This is a genomic window from Williamsia sp. z71 (assembly GCF_059553375.1).
In genome coordinates this window covers 230,480-248,827 of record NZ_JCANWX010000002.1, presented here as the reverse complement: position 1 = coordinate 248,827, position 18,348 = coordinate 230,480, and the positions used below count along the sequence as shown (strand labels likewise).

General features: G+C 64.6%; 17 protein-coding genes. 5 read left to right on the top strand and 12 right to left on the bottom strand.

Features of this window, described 5'->3' with window-relative positions; all coding sequences use genetic code 11:
* Positions 1-111: 111 nt before the first annotated feature.
* A complete protein-coding gene (locus AC51GR_RS05275) occupies positions 112-1,065 on the bottom strand; it encodes a GlxA family transcriptional regulator (protein WP_496323556.1) in 954 nt (317 codons plus the stop codon).
* A 125-nt stretch (positions 1,066-1,190) separates the two neighbouring features.
* Between AC51GR_RS05275 and AC51GR_RS05270 the strand changes: the two genes are divergently transcribed.
* Positions 1,191-1,823 (top strand): isochorismatase family protein, encoded by a 633-nt coding sequence (locus AC51GR_RS05270; protein ID WP_496323555.1) that lies wholly within the window; start codon positions 1,191-1,193, stop codon positions 1,821-1,823.
* 195 nt (positions 1,824-2,018) lie between these two features.
* Here AC51GR_RS05270 and AC51GR_RS05265 read toward each other — a convergent pair whose 3' ends face one another.
* The 6 genes from AC51GR_RS05265 to AC51GR_RS05240 all read right to left on the bottom strand — a co-directional run bounded on the left by AC51GR_RS05265 (position 2,019) and on the right by AC51GR_RS05240 (position 8,087).
* Positions 2,019-2,813, bottom strand: coding sequence for a DUF427 domain-containing protein (locus tag AC51GR_RS05265; RefSeq protein ID WP_496323554.1), 795 nt, complete (start codon positions 2,811-2,813; stop codon positions 2,019-2,021).
* Between the two features lie 163 nt (positions 2,814-2,976).
* Positions 2,977-3,975 (bottom strand): class 1b ribonucleoside-diphosphate reductase subunit beta, encoded by a 999-nt coding sequence (gene nrdF / locus AC51GR_RS05260; RefSeq protein WP_496323553.1) that lies wholly within the window; start codon positions 3,973-3,975, stop codon positions 2,977-2,979.
* Positions 3,976-4,030: 55 nt separating this feature from the next.
* On the bottom strand, positions 4,031-6,235 hold the full coding sequence (gene nrdE, locus AC51GR_RS05255) for a class 1b ribonucleoside-diphosphate reductase subunit alpha (protein ID WP_496323552.1): 2,205 nt from the start codon (positions 6,233-6,235) through the stop codon (positions 4,031-4,033).
* Complete coding sequence (gene nrdI, locus AC51GR_RS05250) at positions 6,211-6,741, bottom strand: class Ib ribonucleoside-diphosphate reductase assembly flavoprotein NrdI (protein WP_496323551.1); 531 nt, start codon at positions 6,739-6,741, stop codon at positions 6,211-6,213. The genes nrdE and nrdI overlap by 25 nt, the downstream gene beginning before the upstream one ends.
* An 86-nt stretch (positions 6,742-6,827) precedes the next feature.
* Positions 6,828-7,079 carry a glutaredoxin-like protein NrdH gene (gene nrdH, locus AC51GR_RS05245; RefSeq protein WP_495515245.1) on the bottom strand — a complete coding sequence of 84 codons (252 nt, stop codon included), beginning with the start codon at positions 7,077-7,079 and terminating at the stop codon, positions 6,828-6,830.
* A gap of 411 nt (positions 7,080-7,490) precedes the next feature.
* The gene (locus tag AC51GR_RS05240) at positions 7,491-8,087 is read right to left on the bottom strand and encodes an NADPH-dependent FMN reductase (protein WP_496323550.1); all 597 of its coding nucleotides are present in this window, start codon (positions 8,085-8,087) and stop codon (positions 7,491-7,493) included.
* A gap of 212 nt (positions 8,088-8,299) precedes the next feature.
* Here AC51GR_RS05240 and AC51GR_RS05235 point away from each other — a divergent pair, with 212 nt between their 5' ends.
* On the top strand, positions 8,300-8,911 hold the full coding sequence (locus AC51GR_RS05235; RefSeq protein WP_496324092.1) for a TetR/AcrR family transcriptional regulator: 612 nt from the start codon (positions 8,300-8,302) through the stop codon (positions 8,909-8,911).
* Between the two features lie 23 nt (positions 8,912-8,934).
* On the opposite strand, the gene eccB is transcribed toward AC51GR_RS05235, so the two are convergent.
* Positions 8,935-10,383: a type VII secretion protein EccB gene (eccB, locus tag AC51GR_RS05230; RefSeq protein WP_496324091.1), complete on the bottom strand. Its 1,449-nt coding sequence runs from the start codon at positions 10,381-10,383 to the stop codon at positions 8,935-8,937.
* An 88-nt stretch (positions 10,384-10,471) separates the two neighbouring features.
* Here eccB and eccE point away from each other — a divergent pair, with 88 nt between their 5' ends.
* Positions 10,472-12,130 (top strand): type VII secretion protein EccE, encoded by a 1,659-nt coding sequence (eccE, locus tag AC51GR_RS05225; protein WP_496323549.1) that lies wholly within the window; start codon positions 10,472-10,474, stop codon positions 12,128-12,130.
* Here the strand turns inward: eccE and manA are convergent.
* From manA to AC51GR_RS05210, 3 genes are all read right to left on the bottom strand, one after another.
* Positions 12,124-13,356, bottom strand: coding sequence for a mannose-6-phosphate isomerase, class I (gene manA / locus AC51GR_RS05220; RefSeq protein WP_496323548.1), 1,233 nt, complete (start codon positions 13,354-13,356; stop codon positions 12,124-12,126). The genes eccE and manA overlap by 7 nt on opposite strands.
* On the bottom strand, positions 13,356-14,456 hold the full coding sequence (locus tag AC51GR_RS05215; RefSeq protein ID WP_496323547.1) for a hypothetical protein: 1,101 nt from the start codon (positions 14,454-14,456) through the stop codon (positions 13,356-13,358). Before AC51GR_RS05215 ends, manA begins: the two co-directional genes overlap by 1 nt.
* 98 nt (positions 14,457-14,554) lie before the next feature.
* A complete protein-coding gene (locus AC51GR_RS05210; protein ID WP_496323546.1) occupies positions 14,555-15,955 on the bottom strand; it encodes a phosphomannomutase/phosphoglucomutase in 1,401 nt (466 codons plus the stop codon).
* Positions 15,956-16,083: 128 nt separating this feature from the next.
* Here AC51GR_RS05210 and AC51GR_RS05205 point away from each other — a divergent pair, with 128 nt between their 5' ends.
* Positions 16,084-17,301, top strand: coding sequence for a phosphatase PAP2 family protein (locus tag AC51GR_RS05205; protein ID WP_496323545.1), 1,218 nt, complete (start codon positions 16,084-16,086; stop codon positions 17,299-17,301).
* Here AC51GR_RS05205 and AC51GR_RS05200 read toward each other — a convergent pair.
* The gene (locus AC51GR_RS05200; RefSeq protein WP_496323544.1) at positions 17,222-17,650 is read right to left on the bottom strand and encodes a DUF3499 domain-containing protein; all 429 of its coding nucleotides are present in this window, start codon (positions 17,648-17,650) and stop codon (positions 17,222-17,224) included. The genes AC51GR_RS05205 and AC51GR_RS05200 overlap by 80 nt on opposite strands.
* A gap of 75 nt (positions 17,651-17,725) precedes the next feature.
* On the opposite strand from AC51GR_RS05200, the gene AC51GR_RS05195 reads away from it, so the two are divergent.
* Positions 17,726-18,232, top strand: a complete 507-nt coding sequence (locus AC51GR_RS05195) for a metallopeptidase family protein (RefSeq protein WP_495515234.1) — start codon at positions 17,726-17,728, stop codon at positions 18,230-18,232.
* Positions 18,233-18,348 lie beyond the last annotated feature (116 nt).

The following is an 18,348-nucleotide window of genomic DNA, read 5'->3' as shown; positions in this document are numbered from 1 at the left end:
GTACCTTCGGTCACCGTCAAGTATTGCAGCCAGACGCGGTCAATATCGAAAAAGGCGACAGACCCGTCCAGGACAACCGCAAGAGTGCAAATCCGAGTCGGCTCGTCGGAATCACCGGCCGATATTTGCGAACTGCCGACGGTAGGCCGTTGGTGTTGTGGCGTAGGCGGATCCGAAGTTCTGCCGAAAAGTGACACCGCTGCCGAATCCACACGCCGATGCGATCTCGTCGATGCCCCAATCGGTGGTCTCGAGCAGCACGCGGGCTTCGTTGAGTCGCTGCTCGAGCACCCAGCGCGCGGGAGTGGTTCCGGTCGCCTTCTGGAACTGCCGCACAAAACTCCGCCTACTCATCCGGGCCTGCCCGGCGAGACGGTCGACGGTCAGCGTCTCGTCGAGTCGTCCCAGTGCCCACTCCTGCACAACCGATATCGCCGTGTCCTCGGCGGCTCGCGCGAGGGGCCGCTCGATGTATTGCGCCTGCCCGCCGTCGCGGTGCGGAGCAACCACCAGACTGCGGGCGACACGTGTCGCGACCGCCGACCCGAGATACCGGCGAACCAGATGCAGGCAGGCATCGATCGACGACGCCGTACCCGCCGACGTCATCACATCACCGTGATCGATGTAGAGCACCGAGGCGTCGATCTGGCTACCGGGGCTGCGCTGCGCCATCTCCGGCATCATCTCCCAGTGCGTCACCGCCGAACGCCCCTGGAGCACACCGGCATCGGCAATTGCGAACGCCCCGAGACACAGCCCGGCGACGAGTGCGCCACGCCCGTGGGCCCGCACCACCTCGCCTCGAAAACTGTCGGTGAGCGGTTGCAACGGCAGCGGCCACGACGGAATGATCACGATGTCGGCCCAGGCGACCGTACTCGGATCCGCCACGTCCCCCACCGAATAGCCCTCGGCCGTCCGCACCGACCCGGCCTCGTCGGACCACAGTCTCGTTTCCCAGTCCGATGCCAGTCCGAGACGTCCGAGTTCGCCGAACACCATCAACGGTGCGGCGAGGTGGAACATCGTGATGCCGTCGAAAGCGTAGATCGCGATCCGCACGTGCACTCCCTAGGTTGGCCTGAACTCATCGAAATTATGCATCTATGCCACTCACAGGTGCTACCGGATCGGCGCAACAATCAAAAGCGTCCACCCCGACACCGCGATCCATTTCAGGAGTAACCATGACCTCACCCCGCCGCGCCCTTGTTGTTGTCGACGTCCAGCAGGAGTACTTCGACGGACCCCTCCAGGTCCAGTACCCGCCGCGCGAGGAGTCCTTTGCGAACATCCTCGGCGCGATCGAGGTCGCCGACGCGCACGACATCCCGGTGGTCATCGTTCAACACCACATGCCTGCGGGCGCCCCGGTCTTTGTCGAAGGGACACCGGGTTGGTCGCTTCACCCGGACATCGAAGCGGCAGGCAGCGGGCCACGGAAAGCGGTCCACAAGCAGTTCGGCAGCGTTTTTGCCGGAACCGATCTCGCATCATGGTTGCGGGACAACGGCATCGACACGGTCACCCTGGTCGGGTTCATGACCAACAATTGCGATCTGGCATCAGCCGTGGAAGCCGAGGGCCTGGGCTTTGCCGCCGAGATTCTCTCCGATGCCAGCGGTGCAATCAATCTCGCGAACGAGGCGGGCAAGGTGTCCGCCGAAGACCTGCACAACACGTTGATGGTGTTGCTGCAGTCCAACTTTGCCGCCGTCGGCAGCACTGCTGCGTGGACCGAGGCCGTCACCGCCGGCACCGAGTTGCCCAAGAGCAACCTGGTGGTCTCCGCCATCGAAGGCGCCGCGGCCACCGCCTGACAACCCGCCGAGCGTGCCCAACCAACCGTCGAGCGTGCCGATATCACCGCTGACCGTGCCGAAACTGCATGGAGCAGAGCAGCTTTGGCACGGTCGGCGGTCGGTTGGGCACGCTCGACGGTGATATCGGCACGGTCGACGGCAGGTCAGGTGCCGCGCCTGGGAGTGGTCACTCCAGAGGTATCACGGGTGGCCTCACCGCGACCACGGCGTCTGCGGCCGCTCACCCCGGACACCATCGACGACGAAGTCGACCTTCTCCTGGTAGAAGCAGATGCGTCCGGTGATCTGATGCATCTCCGGGGGCGGATTCTCATAGCTCCACGCGATGTCGATACCGGCGTCACCCAGGTCTGGCACCGACCAGTGGGTGGCCTCCCCCTTGTACGCACAGGTGGTCGACGTATCGCTGCGCACCAGATCCGCCAGCACATCCCCCGGTGAGAGGTAGAACCGCGGCGGCAGGTGCGTCTCGAACAGCATCAGCGGATGTCCGGATTCGGCGAGGATGTCGCCCCCTGACACCACGTGGACCACCCGGGCGCTGTGCCGGATATCGATGCGGGAGAAGGGATCCCGGGGATGACCGAATATCCGCTCGTCTTCTTCGAACCAATCGAAGGCGGGGAAGTCGAGCACGGCGTACCCGTCGAGACCGTCGGGTAAGAACGCCGCACCCGGACCGGCCTCGCCACGCACGACCGCGGTGCGGCCTGCGCAGGTGTGTTGCCCGAAATCGTTGCTCGGATCAAGCAGTCCGGTGGGCGTCACCTCGACGGTGAACGGGTGGATGTCTTCCAGCGGCAAGAGCAGCTCCGCGACCGGGACGGCGTACGACGGGACGATGCGATGCGGTTCCCAGACCAGGATGGCCTTCTCGGTACGTGCGACGCCCTGATCGGCCGAGGACACCGTCACCATCTTGGTCGTGGGTTCGTACCGCAGACTCCCGAGTGCCGCCATCAGATGTTGCCGCATCATGGTCGCCATCGTGACCACCTCCGATCCCCACCATACGACTGATCGTCGGCCCACTCGATGGAAACGAAGGCACGCTCGGCGGTGATTTCGGCCCGCTCGGCGGAGAAAGACCAACCTCCGCACCGACGGAGCCGGTGCGGAGGTTGGTTTGTCTTCAGGTTATGCAGACTTCTCAGAAGTCCCAGTCGTCGTCTTCGGTGTTGACTGCCTTGCCGATGACGTACGAGCTGCCCGACCCCGAGAAGAAGTCGTGGTTCTCGTCGGCGTTGGGTGAGAGTGCCGAGAGGATCGCCGGGTTCACGTCGGTCTCGTCCCGCGGGAACATCGCCTCATAGCCCAGGTTCATCAGGGCCTTGTTTGCGTTGTACCGCAGGAACTTCTTGACGTCTTCGGTCAGGCCGACGTCGTCGTAGAGCGCTTCGGTGTAATCGATTTCGTTGTCGTAGAGCTCGAACAGCAGCTCGAAGGTGTAATCCTTGAGCTCCTGCCGGCGCTCGGGTGTCTCCGTCTCCAGCGCCCGCTGGTACTTGTACCCGATGTAGTATCCGTGCACGGCCTCGTCGCGGATGATCAGCCGGATCAGGTCCGCGGTGTTGGTGAGCTTTGCCCGAGATGACCAGTACATCGGCAGATAGAAGCCGCTGTAGAACAGGAACGACTCGAGCAGGGTCGAGGCGATCTTCCGCTTGAGCGGGTCTTCGCCTCGGTAGTAGTCCATGACGATCCGGGCCTTGGCCTGGAGCTGTTCGTTCTCCTCCGACCAGCGGAACGCCTCGTCGATCTCCTTGGTGGAGCACAACGTGGAGAAGATCGAGCTGTAACTCTTGGCGTGCACCGACTCCATGAACGCGATGTTCGTCAGCACCGCCTCTTCATGCGGGGTGCTCGCATCGGGGATCAGGCTGACGGCGCCGACCGTGCCCTGGATGGTGTCGAGGAGCGTCAGGCCGGTGAACACACGCATGGTGAGCTGCTTTTCCAGCTCGGTGAGAGTGCCCCACGACGGGATGTCGTTGGACACCGGCACCTTCTCGGGCAGCCAGAAGTTACCGGTCAGGCGATCCCAGACCTCGGCATCCTTCTCGTCGGGCACCCGGTTCCAGTTGATCGCCGAGACCCGGCTGACCAACTTGATGGGCGCGCCGTCTGCGGGGGTATGGGTGGACGTCATCGTGCTCCCCTGATGTTCGAAAGTGAAGTAGCCGAAAGTGTTGTGTCACAAATATTTACAGCATGCATGAGACACAACCCTCGACCTCGGTGCCTTCGAGGGCCATCTGCCGCAACCGGATGTAGTACAGCGTCTTGATGCCCTTGCGCCATGCATAGATCTGCGCGCGGTTCACGTCGCGGGTGGTGGCGGTGTCCTTGAAGAACAGCGTCAGGCTCAGACCCTGGTCGACATGCTGCGTCGCCGCGGCGTAGGTGTCGATGATCTTCTCGTAGCCGATCTCGTACGCATCCTGGTAGTAGTCCAGGTTGTCGTTGTCCATGAACGGCGCCGGGTAGTAGACGCGGCCGATCTTGCCCTCTTTGCGAATCTCGATCTTCGCCGCAACGGGGTGGATCGAGCTCGTCGAGTGGTTGATGTAGCTGATCGAACCGGTCGGCGGGACGGCCTGCAGGTTCTGGTTGTAGATGCCGTGCTCCTGCACGCTCGCCTTCAACTCGACCCAGTCGGCCTGCGTCGGGATCGTGATCCCGGACTGCGCGAACAACTCTCGGACCTTGGCGGTCTCCGGCTCCCACACCTTCTCGGTGTACTTGTCGAAGAACTCACCGGTCGCGTACTTCGACCGCTCGAAGCCGCCGAACGCCTTGCCGCGCTCCTTGGCGATCCGGTTCGAGGCGCGCAATGCGTAGAACAGCACCGTGTAGAAGTAGATGTTCGTGAAGTCGATGCCCTCTTCGGAGCCGTAGTAGACGCGCTCACGGGCCAGGTACCCGTGCAGGTTCATCTGCCCGAGACCGATCGCATGCGAGTCGTCGTTGCCCTTCTGAATCGAGGGCACCGAGGTGATGGCGGTCTGATCCGACACCGCGGTCAGTCCGCGGATCGCGGTCTCGATCGTCTGCGCGATATCCGGCGAATCCATCGTCTTGGCGATGTTGAGCGAACCGAGGTTGCACGAGATGTCTTTACCGATGTGCTCGTACGAGAGGTCGTCGTTGAACGTCGAGGCGGTCGAGACCTGCAGGATCTCCGAGCACAGGTTGGAGTGCGTGATCTTGCCGTCGATCGGGTTGGCGTTGTTCACCGTGTCCTCGAACATGATGTACGGGTAGCCCGACTCGAACTGCAGCTCGGCGAGGGTCTGGAAGAACTCGCGCGCCTTGATCTTGGTCTTGCGGATCCGACGATCCTCGACCATCTCGTGATACTTCTCGGTCACGTTGATGTCGGCGAACGGCACTCCGTAGATGCGCTCGACGTCGTACGGACTGAACAGGTACATGTCGTCGTTCTTCTTGGCCAGCTCGAACGTGATGTCCGGGATGACCACGCCCAGCGAGAGTGTCTTGATCCGGATCTTCTCGTCCGCGTTCTCACGCTTGGTGTCGAGGAAGCGGTAGATGTCGGGGTGGTGAGCGTGCAGGTACACCGCGCCGGCACCCTGACGGGCACCGAGCTGGTTGGCGTAGCTGAACGAATCCTCGAGCAGCTTCATGATCGGGATGACACCGGAACTCTGGTTCTCGATCTTCTTGATCGGTGCACCGTGTTCACGAATGTTGGTCAGCAGCAAGGCAACACCGCCGCCGCGCTTGGACAGCTGCAGCGCGGAGTTGATGGAACGGCCGATCGACTCCATGTTGTCCTCGATGCGCAGCAGGAAGCAGGACACCGGCTCGCCACGCTGCTTCTTACCCGAGTTGAGGAAGGTCGGGGTGGCCGGCTGGAACCGTCCGTCGATGATCTCGTCGACCAGTGCCCGCGCCAGGATGGTGTCGCCGTCGGCCAGCGTGAGCGCGACCATCGAGACCCGGTCCTCGAAGCGCTCGAGGTACCGCTTGCCGTCAAAAGTCTTGAGCGTGTACGAGGTGTAGTACTTGAACGCACCCAGGAAGGTCGGGAACCGGAACTTCTTGCTGTACGCGTGGTCGAACAGACCCTTCACGAACCCGCGGTCGTACTTCTCGAGAACCTCTGGCTCGTAATAGTTTTCCTTCACCAGATAGTCGAGCTTCTCGTCCAGGTTGTGGAAGAAGACGGTGTTCTGGTTGACGTGCTGAAGGAAGTACTGGTTGGCCGCTTCGCGGTCCTTCTCGAACTGGATCTTGCCGTCGGCGTCGTACAGGTTCAGCATCGCGTTGAGCGAGTGGAAGTCCATCTCCGCCGGCTCGTGTCCGGACGGATCGGCGTGGACGCCCGACTGACTGGCCGAGGCGCCGGAGCGGGCTGCGGTTACTGGGGTTGCGGTTGGCGACACTGTGAAAACTCCTGTGATTGCGCAAATTCGTGGAGCCCGGCACGTACGCGATCGACATCGTCCGCGTCACCCATCAGTTCGAACCGATACAGATAGGGCACCTGGCATTTGTTGGAAATAATGTCTCCGGCGTAACAGAACTCTTCGCCGAAATTGGTGTTGCCCGCAGCGATGACACCGCGGATCAACGAACGATTGTGTTTGTTGTTGAGGAACTTGATGACCTGCTTCGGGACGAACCCGGAGTTACGCCCGGGTTGGCCGACCTCCGCGCCGTCCGATGCCTTGCCCCCACCATAGGTGGGACTGATCAGGATGTACGGCTCGTCGACGGTGAAGGTGCCGTCGTGATCGATCAATGGGATTCGTCGTGCCCGCATCCCGAGCTTTTCGACAAATCGGTGCGTGTTCTCCGAGACGCTCGAGAAGTAGACGATCAGCGGGGTCTCGGAGAACTCAGCAACAGCGAGCTCGGCCGTGGCGGCATGTTCGGGAACCTTCCCCATGTCCCGACCTCCACGAATTGCTGACAGGTGACGCTTGAACCAACTAGAACTCTTCGGACCGCCTTCGCGGACGGGGTCCGGGTAGATCAGGCAGCCGCTGCAACCAGGGCCTTGATGCGGTCCGGGCGGAATCCCGACCAGTGGCTGTCGCCGGTGACGACAACCGGAGCCTGCAGGTAACCGAGCGCCATGACGTAGTCGCGGGCCTCGGAGTCCTCGGTGATGTCGACGATGTCGTAGTCGAGGCCGTTCTTGTCCAGTGCCTTGTACGTGGCGTTGCACTGAACGCAAGCAGGCTTGGTGTAGACGGTGATCGTGGCGGTTGTCGCAGTGGTCATAATTCCCCAGAACTCCTTCGTGACGGAACCGATGGTTGCTACCCACACCAGCACCGGATAGCGGTACGACTTGACTTTCAGATAGTTATCCCGGCGGCTCTGCGGTGAAGAACTTCGTTGCGCTTTCGTTCCAACGCCGCAGTGCTGTTCGGTGTTCCAAACACTACACCTAGTGTCTGACAAACGGTACCGACACAAGACGTTGCGAATGACATTCATGAAAGTCCCAGGTCACGGGATCTGCACCAGCCTGAATTTCGGCGTGTCTCGGCGCGTCGGGCGTGTCTCTCACCAGCCACACGAGTCACGCCTGCCGGCCCCACGCACAAAAACACACGCCCCGGTCAGAGGCACCTGTTACAACGGGTGCGACTGACCGGGGCGTGTGCTCTTGTTCAGGTCGAAAAAACCTCAGGCGTTGGCGGTCGCCGCCTGGTCGACCAGCACGGCCACAGCCGCGCGCAGGATCTCGACGACCTCGGGGGCGTCGGCGATGGCCTTGCCACCGAGGCTCCCGGTCGACAGGTGCAGTTCCACGTCCTCGACCACCTTGCCGCCGGCGATGCCGACCGCGCGGGCGGTGTCGTCGTGCGACCACTTGCCGCCGTACTGTCCCATCGCCACACCGATCACACCCACCGGCTTGCCGCTGATCGCGCCGGAGCCGTAGGGACGCGAGAGCCAGTCGATCGCATTCTTGAGGACGGCGGGAATGGTGCCGTTGTATTCGGGCGTCGCGATGAGAAGGGCGTCCACATCGGTGACCGCCGCACGCAGCCGGGTCACGGACTCGTCGACCTGATCGGTGTCGAGGTCTTCGTTGTAGAAGGGCAACTTCTCCAGTCCGCTGTACACCGTGACCTCAACGCCCTGGGGGGCATTGTCGGCCGCGACCTCGGCGAGCACCCGGTTGGTGGACTCGCGTCGCAGGCTCCCCACCAGGACCAGGATCTTCGCGGTGGCGCCAGACGTCTCGTTCGTGCCCGTAGCTGTACCGGTCAAGGTCACTCCTTATTGTTTCGCATCACTAATTGCCAAGTCTGTCTCATTTAACCGGACCCCGGTCCGAACATATTCCCGATGTGGCTACCGTTACAGTCATGGCTGTGTCCAAGTCCCCTGCGCACTCGGCTCCGAGTGAAGGCCAGTCGCGAACCGGCACAGCTGACGCCGAGCTATCGCTCCTGACCACGTCCACAGCGTCCCCACCTGCCCTCTCGATGCCGATGTCCCTCGTGGCACCCGCCGAATCGGAACGCGCGGACGCCGCCCGCAATCGTCAACTCCTATTGGAGGCCGCGACCCGCCTGATCGATCGTCATGGCGCATCCGCGGTCACGATGGACGCCGTGGCCCGCGAGGCCGGGGTCGGCAAAGGCACCGTCTTCCGCCGCTTCGGCAATCGGTCGGGCCTGATGATCGCTCTGCTCGATCATTCGGAATCGGCGCTACAGCAGGCGTTCATGAGTGGGCCGCCGCCGCTCGGGCCCGGCGCACCCGGCGACAAGATCGACCCCCTCGACCGACTCATCGCCTACGGGCGGGCTCGACTGGCGACGACAGCCGCGCACCTCGACGTCCTGCTCGAAGCCGAAGACACCGGACCACAACGATTCCTGCATCCCACCCGCACGGTGTCGGTCATCCACACCCGAACGCTGCTCGAGGCCATGGGCTTTTCCGGCGACCTCGAATTGATGTGCATCGCGGTGCTCGCACCGCTCGACCCGCCGGCGATCCACCATCTGCACAACCACCGGCACATGTCGTTCGAACAGATCGCAGATCAGTGGGAGTCACTGGTCCGATCATTGAAACCGCCGCAGTCCTGACGCCCGCGCCGCGGGGTTGGCGCTCAGTTCTCGGGCGGCCCGATCCTGGCCCCCGCGAGATCCGGTGACATCCCGTCGTGCGAGACCAGCGCATTGCTCCGCGAGAGGGTCGGGCCCGCGGCCAGCAGCGAGATGACCGTCCAGGGCGCCGGTACCGGACTCTGCCCCAGCCCGAGTGCGACCGCGGCCTTGTGGTCCGGGATACCGAACCGAACACCCGAATCACTGACGTAGAACAGGGATTCGGCGCGGGTGCTGTCCGGCTCCGGGCCGGTGACCCGGATGTAATGCCCACGTCCCGGTTCGACGAATACCGCATCGAGTCCGGGACCTGGGCCGTCGGCGCCGGCGAGCACGACCGGCGCCGCTTTCGAACCGAGCGGCAACGCCGATCCGAGCAGCGCACCGCGGACCGCCTGATGATCGTCCTTCGTCCGCGACCACGTGCTGCACAACACCGGGTCCGCGTCCACATCGGTCAGGACCGGTGTCACCGTGGGGAAGTCGCCCACCGGCAATTCGTCGATGGTGTCGACACCGGTCAGTGCACCGGGGCCCATCGTCGCGACACTGCCGCCGCCGTCGGTGTCGGCCTGCCTGATCACCTCCGCGGCGACCTCTCCGATCTGTTGGACTCCCGTCGGCAGGGCGACGTAATAGGTCGTCCCACCGGACAGCCCGGCCACCTTGAACACCGACCCGACGGGTGTTTCCGACCCCAGCGCCGACGGCTCCCCTGCCTGCGAAATGGCCGGAACGACAAGGGGTTCGACCTCCGGGATCGCGTTGAGCAGACCGGGGCTCACGGCCCGTACCGGCACCCCGTCGATGCCCAGGGCGCGCTGCACCGGAACGCTGTCCAGATCGACCCGCGCCCGCTTCCCCTCGAAGATGAGGTAGGTCTCCTCCCCGGCGGCGGCCAGGGACGCATCACTCACGCTCGCCTCCCGGACCCGGTCGCCGAGTACGGGTTCGCCGGCCACGACGGTGGTGACCACATCGTCACCGGATACGGTGTCGCAGACGGTCCATTGCGAGGTGTCGGTCGACCGTGGGCCCGGTAACGCCACCGGCGCACCGGGGATCCCGAGCAACGGACCCCGCGGGTACCCGGTGAGCTTCTTCTCGGCGATCGACTTCGGCGATTCGTCGCTGTCGCTGATCAAGCGCGCGGAGGCGAGATTGAGAACCGGATGCAACGTGCCGTCGACAACGACATACGTCGCGCCGGCCTTCTTGCTCACGATGATCTTCGAATCACCCACGGTGCCTTGCGGTTTGATGAGTCCGTAGACCCCGAATCCGGCCAGTACCAACAACGCGATCACCAAACCGACCAGCAGCGAACGGGCCTGTGACCGCATCGGGTCGTGCAACATCCTCACGTCGCGCCGGATCAGCGCGTGTTCGAGCCGCCGCAGCAGAAAGCGATAGCCGTTGACCTGAGCTTTTGTCGTCAATTGAGCAGGCAAAACATTCCCCCCCATCCTCCCGCCGTGTAGCGTATAGCAGCATTGGGCGCCGGGGTACGCCCAGAGTTCGACCATTGGATCGGGGCCGATGGCGGTGGGGGGATTCATGATTGTTGTGGTCGCGATCGAGTTGTTGATCGCCGGTGCGCTGGTGCTGTCCTATGACAACGGCGCGCTGTGGTGGATTGCGCTGACCTGCGCCGTTGTGTTGTCGGCGCTGCTGGTCGCCTTGCCCGGCCGGACATCGGTGGCACGCCTGTTGACGTTGCGGCTCGGGCTCTGGCGTCGCCGTCTGCTGCCCGGCTCCGAACCGGACGGATCGAAGCCGGATCAGGCGCCGTTCGACATCCCGATACCCGACGGGACGCCCATCGGCGCACGGTGGGACGGCACCTCCCTGATCACCGTTCTCCGGATCGACACACCACCGCCCGCGATCGGACTGCTCGATCCCCACGGATGCACCGGGATCCCCGGCATCCCGCTGCCGGCCCTGGCCGAGAGCGTTCGCCAGTTCGACATCGAGCTCGAATCGATCGACGTCATCAGTCATGGCATCCGGTCGCACGGCACCGGCCGGGTGGCACAGGTCTATCTGCGCACGTTGGGCCCACTGCCGGCGACGGCTTACCGATCGGTTCTGGTCGTCCTTCGACTCGATCCGTCCCGGTGCCCGGAGGCGGTGGCCCGTCGCGGCGGCGGATCCGAGGGTGCGCTGCGCACCGCTCTGGTCGCCACCCGCCGGGTGGCGAACCGGATCGGTGGTCGCGGGCTGTCCGCAACCGCGTTGACCGCGGCAGAGATCACCGCGGCCACAACACAACTCGCCCACGGCGCCGGCAGCACGGAGGTGTCCGAGAGCTGGAGGTCGGTGTCGGCCGGTCGGCTACAGATGTCGACGTTCGCGATCTCACCCGATCATCTAGCGTCCGCTCTTGCGGCGGTATGGGCGGTCCCGTCGGTGTCGACGACCGTCACGTCACGGTTCCGGTCGACACCCGACGGAGACACGTCCTTGCGGACGCTGGTCAGATTCAACACCCTGAACCCCGACCCACCCCGGATCGACGGGCTGCTCCCCCTCCACGGTCGCCAGCGAGCTGCCCTGGCCGCCGGCCTGCCGGTGGGCGCCGCCGATCGCCTGCCCCCGATCGGGGAGCACACCATCTCCGGTGACGAACTGGCCCGGATCTTCCTCGCCGCGGCCGGGTGTGGCCAACTCATCGGAGCCGACCACAGTGGACGTGCGGTGGCGGTCGATCTACTCGGAGGCCGTCCGCATCGCGTCGTCATCGCCGGTGGGTTGCACCTGGCCCAGCAGGTACTGTTGCGCGCCATCGGTGTCGGCGCCCGGGTGCTGATCTACAGTGACCGCCCGGGGCACTGGCAGCAGTTCGTCACCGCGGTGGGCGATCCCGGGCTGGTGGCGCTGGCCGGGGGCCGAGTGTTCCCAGGTCATTTCACGGTGGCACTGTTCGACGGCCTCACCCCGACCACCGTTGATGCATCGACGGTCATCTCACTGACGTCCCCCGGCACCAGCACGGAAGCAGCCGACGTCCGGCTTATCCAGAATCATGCTGCGCCGCAAGATATCTGGATCTCGACCCCCGGGGGGTCGGCCATGGTCACCATGGTGGCCACCGGCGATGAGATCGGTTTCATCGGCAGCAGCCTGCCCTCGACCAACGGCGCCCAGGATGATCCGGGACGGCCCGTCGTCGCAGGGGCTTCGGCGCCCTACTGACCGGGGACGAGGGCGCGGAAGAAGACGCTCCGCGCGCTGGCCGCATGCACCACCACATCGGGATCACAGTCGGCAAGCCACACCGCATGGCCCTGTGGGACCAGCAAACTGGCGTCCGCACCCCTCAACTCGATGGCCCCGGACGTGCACAGCAGGATCTGCGGCCCGGGCACATCGAACAGGATCGATGACGGTTTGTGGATACCGGTGCCGTCGAGTTCCACCATCGACAACCGGAACTCCGAGATCGGTGTCTGATAGATCAATTCGGCATTGAGGGTGCGGAGCGTGGGCGTGACGTCGGACGCCGCCACCGGCGTGAAATCGAGTACCCGGAGCAATTCGGGCACGTCCACGTGCTTGGGCGTCAATCCACCGCGGAGCACGTTGTCGGAGTTGGCCATCACTTCGACGGCAGTACCGCCGAGGTAGGCGTGCAGATTGCCGGCCGGCAGGAACAGTCCCTCGCCCGGGCGCAGTGAGATCCGATTGAGCAGCAGGACCGCCAATACACCGGAGTCGGCCGGGTAGCTCTCACCGATCTCCAGCAGTGTCCGGACCTCGGCCGCGAAGTGACCGTTCCCGTCTGACAGATAGCGGATGGCGCCGTCGAGGACCGCCGGGATCAGGGTGGTCAGCGCCGATTCCGGAAGCGTGATCCAGGTGGTGAACAGGGCGCGCAATCCCTGCGAATCGGGTTCTCCGGCCAGCATTCCCAGGTATGTATCGAGCTCGGGCACCTGCAGTGCCCGCAGTAGGTCGACGGTTTCGGTGACATCACGAAAACCGGCCAGCGCCTCGAACTCGGTGATGGCCACGACCAGCTCGGGCTTGTGGTTGTCGTCGCGATAATTGCGGTGCGGGGCACCGATCTCGATCCCCTGGGCGTTCTCCCGCGCGAATCCGTCTTTGGCCTGCTCCAGACTGGGATGCGCCTGCAACGACAAAGGCTCTTCTGCCGCAAGGATTTTCACCAGGAACGGTAAACGCCCCCGGTACCTGTCCGCACACGCCTGACCGAGCTGACCCCGCGGATCGGCATCGACCACATCGAGCAGGGTCTGCCCCTGCGCCCCGCCGTCGACCGGCGCCGGGGCCGCCGGGTGCGCACCGAACCACAATTCGGCCTCGGGATGGGGGCTCGGCGTCGGCAACCCACGCAATTCGGCCAGCGCTGTTCGTGAACCCCAGGCGTAAGGCCTGACCACACCGTCGAGCAGGTGCATCAGTGGCTGCCGACCAGCCGCAGGTACGCGCCGGCCATGTCGGCGCGCAACGCGAGGATCATCAGCGGCACAAGATCTTCCATACCGCCACCGCGGCCCATCGGCTCGGCGGTTGGCTGTTCTGCCGGCCCGCTCGTCCGGATGTCGACATCGGCCAGCGAGGCGGTGCGCCGACGGACCAGCCACTCCCGATCCGGGGTGGTCAGCAACTGCACGCGAACAGGTTCTGTCGGTATCGGACCGTCGATCGCAGCGTCGTGAAATATGGGATCGTAGTCTGCCGGCATGGAGTCACCGTACCCCGCGAGCAATGCCCCCGCAGCCATGACATCACCCAGATCCGTTGCGGTACTGACCACTCCGGCACCAGCGAAAACCGTCCGGGACGCATGTACCGCGACCACCATCCCGGCCTCCGTATCCCCTGTCCACACGGTTCTACGATCTGCAACACGAACTGCCAATTCTTTGGCCGCGTTGTGGAACAACTCATGCCCGGGATGATTACCGGCGGCTTCGGTATCCAACTCATCGGCCATCGCCGACAGATCCGGATGCCGACCTTCGAACCGGACCGCACGCAAGCCGTCGAGCACCGCGAACATCGCCGCCACATAGTGCGCGAACCGATACGGCGCGGGAACATGTACGCGCGGCGACAAATCCACCACCGGACCGGCCAAAGCCTCCCGAAGCGGCCCCTCGACCGGTCCGGCGACCACGACCTCGGCCCGGCGCCGCCCGGCCCTGGTCGCCGCGTCGGACAGTCGGGGATCCCCGGCGTCGTCACCGGCGATCACGACCACGTCCAGGGGCCCGATCCACGACGGCACGGCACGGCACTTGATCAACGGGACATCGATGTGCGGGCCCGCCAGTGCGATCACCAGATCCACGGCCTGCGCGGACGTGCCGTCGCCGCACACCACCACCACCGCACGGGGCAGGAGCCGCTCGAGCGGTTCGAGTACACCTTCCGAGCCGGCCGCGGCCATCGCGCGGCACTGGGCGCCGGCCAACGCCGACGCCGGCAGCAGGCCATCGATGTCGGCGTCCAGCAGCGCGGCGACGTCGTCGATTTCAGGCGCTCCGGTCAACATGGGTCCAGCCTAGTGCCGCGAGTCGAAAGTTTCTTGCAGGTATCCGGTCGAACGCCGGAGACAGCAGACGGACTTTCGGCTCGTGGCGGGTTTGTGCATCAGCCCCGAACGACCGCCAGGATTCGTTCGGTCAGTGCATTCACCCGTTCGGTGGTCGCGGCCTCGACATTGAGCCGCAGCAGTGGTTCGGTGTTCGACGCCCTCAGGTTGAACCAGGAGCCGTCGGCGAGATCGACCGTCACACCGTCCATCTCCGTCGTACCGGTGAGCTCGTCGGCGAAATCCGCCAGCACCGCTGCGGTGCGGGCGGCCTGATCGTCGACCGTGGAGTTGATCTCACCGGAACTTGCGTAGCGCTCGTACCGCGCCATCATTTTCGACAACGGCTGATCCGACGCTCCGAGAGCCGCGAGCACGTGCATGGCCGCGAGCAGGCCCGAATCAGCACCCCAGAAATCGCGGAAGTAGTAGTGGGCCGAATGCTCGCCGCCGAAAATCGCACCGGTCTCCGCCATCTGCGCCTTGATGAACGAATGGCCGACCCTGGTCACCAGTGGTTCACCGCCCAGCTCCCGGACGAGTTCGGGGACTGCCCGGGACGTGATCAGGTTGTGGATGACAGTGCCTCCCGGGTGCTTCGCGAGTTCGCGCTCGGCCACCAATGCGGTCACTGCCGACGGGGACACCGGATCTCCCAGTTCGTCGACCACAAAGCAGCGGTCGGCGTCGCCGTCGAAGGCCAGGCCGATGTCGGCTCCGGTCTCCCTCACATAAGCCTGCAGATCGACCAGATTCTTGGGATCGAGCGGATTGGCCTCATGGTTGGGGAAAGTTCCATCGAGCTCGAAGTAGAGTGAACGCACGGTGAACCCCTCGGAACCACCCAGGACCACCGGAACTGTGTGACCACCCATGCCATTGCCCGCATCGACGGCGACTGTCAAGTGCCGCAGACCGGAAAGATCGACGAGCTTGTGCAGAAACGCCGCATAGTCCTCCAACACGTCGCGTTCGTCCAGCGACCCTCTGACGACGGGCGCGCCGGCGTCGCCAGTGGTGGCGGGTCCCTCGACCAACTCACGCGAAATGGTCGCCAGACCGCTGTCCTGGCCCACCGGTTTCGCACCGGCCCGGCACATCTTGATGCCGTTGTAACTCGCCGGATTGTGGCTTGCGGTGAACATCGCGCCCGGCCGGTCGAGATCGCCGGAGGCGAAGTAGAGCTGGTCGGTGGAGGCCAGCCCGATCAGGGTCACGTCGAGTCCCTCGTCCAGGGCACCGTCGGCAAACGCCGCGGCGAGCTCCGGAGACGATTCCCGCATGTCGTGTCCGACCACCAGCGCCGACTGCCCCTCGCTCTTCATCAGACGCGCGAACGAACCACCCACCGCGCGGACGAACGGGGCATCGATCTGCTCTCCGACAAGTCCTCGTACGTCGTAGGCCTTGATGACGGCACTCACCAGCTCCTGGCTGAAGAGTTGCGCGGGACGATCCACGGATTGGCTCCTTCTCTGTCGGTAAAGCACCACGAACTTGCATACACACACGCGCCGGCCCGGCCGCTCCACGGCGATCAGAACATGCCGTCGAACGGATCGGCAGACAACGGGGTCAACGCCTAATCATGACCGATCTACAGACCCCGAAGACCGACGCCCCTCCTACATCTTGGTACTCACGGCTGCGGTTCGCCGAGTTCAAAGTCGCCCGCCTCGGTGCGGAGCGGTTGAACCTCACGCTCATCCGGCGTGTGACCGTGACGATCTGGGCACTGACCGTGCTCGTGTTACTGGCCACCCGGACCATGTCCTTTGGCCGTTCCTACGTCCTTGTCGCGCTGGGGCTCGGCCTCGCCGCGATGTCCATCGGTCGACGCAATGTGCTGTCGGTGGTCCGTGACTGGCTGCCCTTCGGCGTCCTGCTCGCGGTGTACGACTCCACGCGCGGTCTGGCCGCGTTCCTCGGCATGCCCACCCAGTGGCATTTCGCGGTCGACGCCGATCGCTGGATGTTCCACGTGGTGCCGACCGTCTGGTTGCAGGAACAACTCAAGATGGCCGACGCCCAGTGGTGGGAGGTGTTCACGAGCTTTGTGTACATGTCCTACTTCATCGTTCCCTACGCCGTCCTCGGGTTCATCTGGCTCCGCGACCGGGTGCAGTGGCGTCGGTTCGCGGTGCGGCTCATCATGATCTTCTTCCTGGGACTCATCGGTTACGTCCTGGTTCCCGCAGCTCCCCCGTGGGCGGCCGCCAAGTGCACCTCGGCCGAACTGGTCGGCGGACCGGCCTTCCCGCACTGCATCACCACACCCGAACAGGTCGTGCCCGACAACATCCTCGGCCAGGTGGCACCCGAACACGAAGGTGCCGCCCCCTACATCGAGCGGATCTCCAGCCGCGGCTGGGACGTGCTGCACATCGGTCCGGTGCGGGACGTGATCGAGGTCGGCCAGGACAAATCCAACCAGGTCGCCGCCATCCCGTCGCTGCACGCCGGGGTCACCGCGTTGCTCGCCATGTTCATGTGGGGCCGGACCAGAGCGCTCGGACGGACCATCTTCACCGGCTATGCGCTGGTGATGGCGTTCACTCTCGTGTACTCGGCCGAGCACTACGTGATCGATCTGATCCTGGGATGGGGTCTGGCCGCGCTGGTGATGGTGATCTGCAACTACGGCGAAAAGGCCTGGAACAAGCGCAAAGGGCGCGATCCGGAGAGCAGCATCGAACCCGCTGTAGCCGAACCGGTGACGGTCGGATTCAGTCCACGGGATCAGGCAACACTCGAAGGTGTCCACGTCGACCCGGTCGCGGGCGCGGAAGCGGGTCGGGACCGCTGACCTGGGTCTGCGCCCTGCTCAGGTGGGGCGCAGACTCGGCGCTGGGTACCGAGGTCACATGCGAGACCAGGGAGCCGCCGCCGGTGGCTTCGCGTACGGCCTCGGCCAGCGCCGTCAGATCGTCCTCGTCGCGCGTGGGTGCCGCGAACCCGCCTGCACTCCGCAGCATCTCCCAGCCCCGCGGAACGGTGATCCGGGTTGCGTGGGTATCGCACAGATCCCACGAGTGCGGTTCTGCAGACGTCGCCAACGGCCCGACCACGGCGGTCGAATCTGCGTACACGAAAGTCAGCGTTGCGACCGCCGGGTTGGCGCAGCCGGGCCTGGAACACTGACGTGGAAGCCTCACGGGTGGAAGATTATCCCTATCTACCGGCGGGTCGAAGTAGGACACACCGCACAGACCTGCTTAGACTTGCGACTTATGGCACCCATTCGTCCTCCGCTGGTCCGACCACGGCGTCGACGATCGGTTCGAGGTGTTCCCCGAGTCCGCGATCGTCGGGGCCGCGGCCTGCGATCATCCCTGCTCCCGGTCCACGTGCCGGCCTGGACCAGCCGGTCGCAGTCGTTCGACGCAGTCGTCCTGGAAGCCTTCGCCGAGATCGATGCCCGTTGGCACGATCGGCTCACCGGCCTGGACATCGCGGTCGACGAGGTGCCGCGAATGCTCCCTCGGGATCCCGACACCGTGCAGTGGCCCGCCGAGGTCACCGCCGACGGGCCGATCCCGCTGGCCCGCCTCATCCCGCCGGGTATGGACGCGGACGGCCGGGCGACCAAGGCCCGCATCCTGCTGTTCCGGCGACCGCTCGAGAGTCGGGCCAAGAAGGGCGCAGACCTGCTGGACCTGGTCCACGAGGTACTCGTCCAGCAGGTGGCCGCCCACCTGGGTGTCGACGAAGACACAATCGACCCGCCGCCCCAATAGGGGCAGACGGGTCGCCAAGTGCCGTAACCGCGACCCGAAGTCGCGATGTACAAATGGTCTTGCCAAAGGTATTTGTCGAAAAGCGTTACGCCGCAACAGTTCAAACTGCGCGGCCA

What these genes read in the sequence shown, in the direction of transcription:
- AC51GR_RS05205 (WP_496323545.1), top strand. Translation starts at nt 16,084, where the DNA reads ATGACCGATCTACAGACCCCGAAGACCGACGCCCCTCCTACATCTTGG.
- AC51GR_RS05195 (WP_495515234.1), top strand. Translation starts at nt 17,726, where the DNA reads ATGGCACCCATTCGTCCTCCGCTGGTCCGACCACGGCGTCGACGATCG.
- nrdI (WP_496323551.1), bottom strand. Translation starts at nt 6,741, where the DNA reads ATGGGGAAGGTTCCCGAACATGCCGCCACGGCCGAGCTCGCTGTTGCT.
- AC51GR_RS05270 (WP_496323555.1), top strand. Translation starts at nt 1,191, where the DNA reads ATGACCTCACCCCGCCGCGCCCTTGTTGTTGTCGACGTCCAGCAGGAG.
- nrdH (WP_495515245.1), bottom strand. Translation starts at nt 7,079, where the DNA reads ATGACCACTGCGACAACCGCCACGATCACCGTCTACACCAAGCCTGCT.
- eccE (WP_496323549.1), top strand. Translation starts at nt 10,472, where the DNA reads ATGGCGGTGGGGGGATTCATGATTGTTGTGGTCGCGATCGAGTTGTTG.
- AC51GR_RS05215 (WP_496323547.1), bottom strand. Translation starts at nt 14,456, where the DNA reads ATGTTGACCGGAGCGCCTGAAATCGACGACGTCGCCGCGCTGCTGGAC.
- nrdF (WP_496323553.1), bottom strand. Translation starts at nt 3,975, where the DNA reads ATGACGTCCACCCATACCCCCGCAGACGGCGCGCCCATCAAGTTGGTC.
- manA (WP_496323548.1), bottom strand. Translation starts at nt 13,356, where the DNA reads ATGCACCTGCTCGACGGTGTGGTCAGGCCTTACGCCTGGGGTTCACGA.
- AC51GR_RS05235 (WP_496324092.1), top strand. Translation starts at nt 8,300, where the DNA reads ATGCCGATGTCCCTCGTGGCACCCGCCGAATCGGAACGCGCGGACGCC.
- AC51GR_RS05265 (WP_496323554.1), bottom strand. Translation starts at nt 2,813, where the DNA reads ATGGCGACCATGATGCGGCAACATCTGATGGCGGCACTCGGGAGTCTG.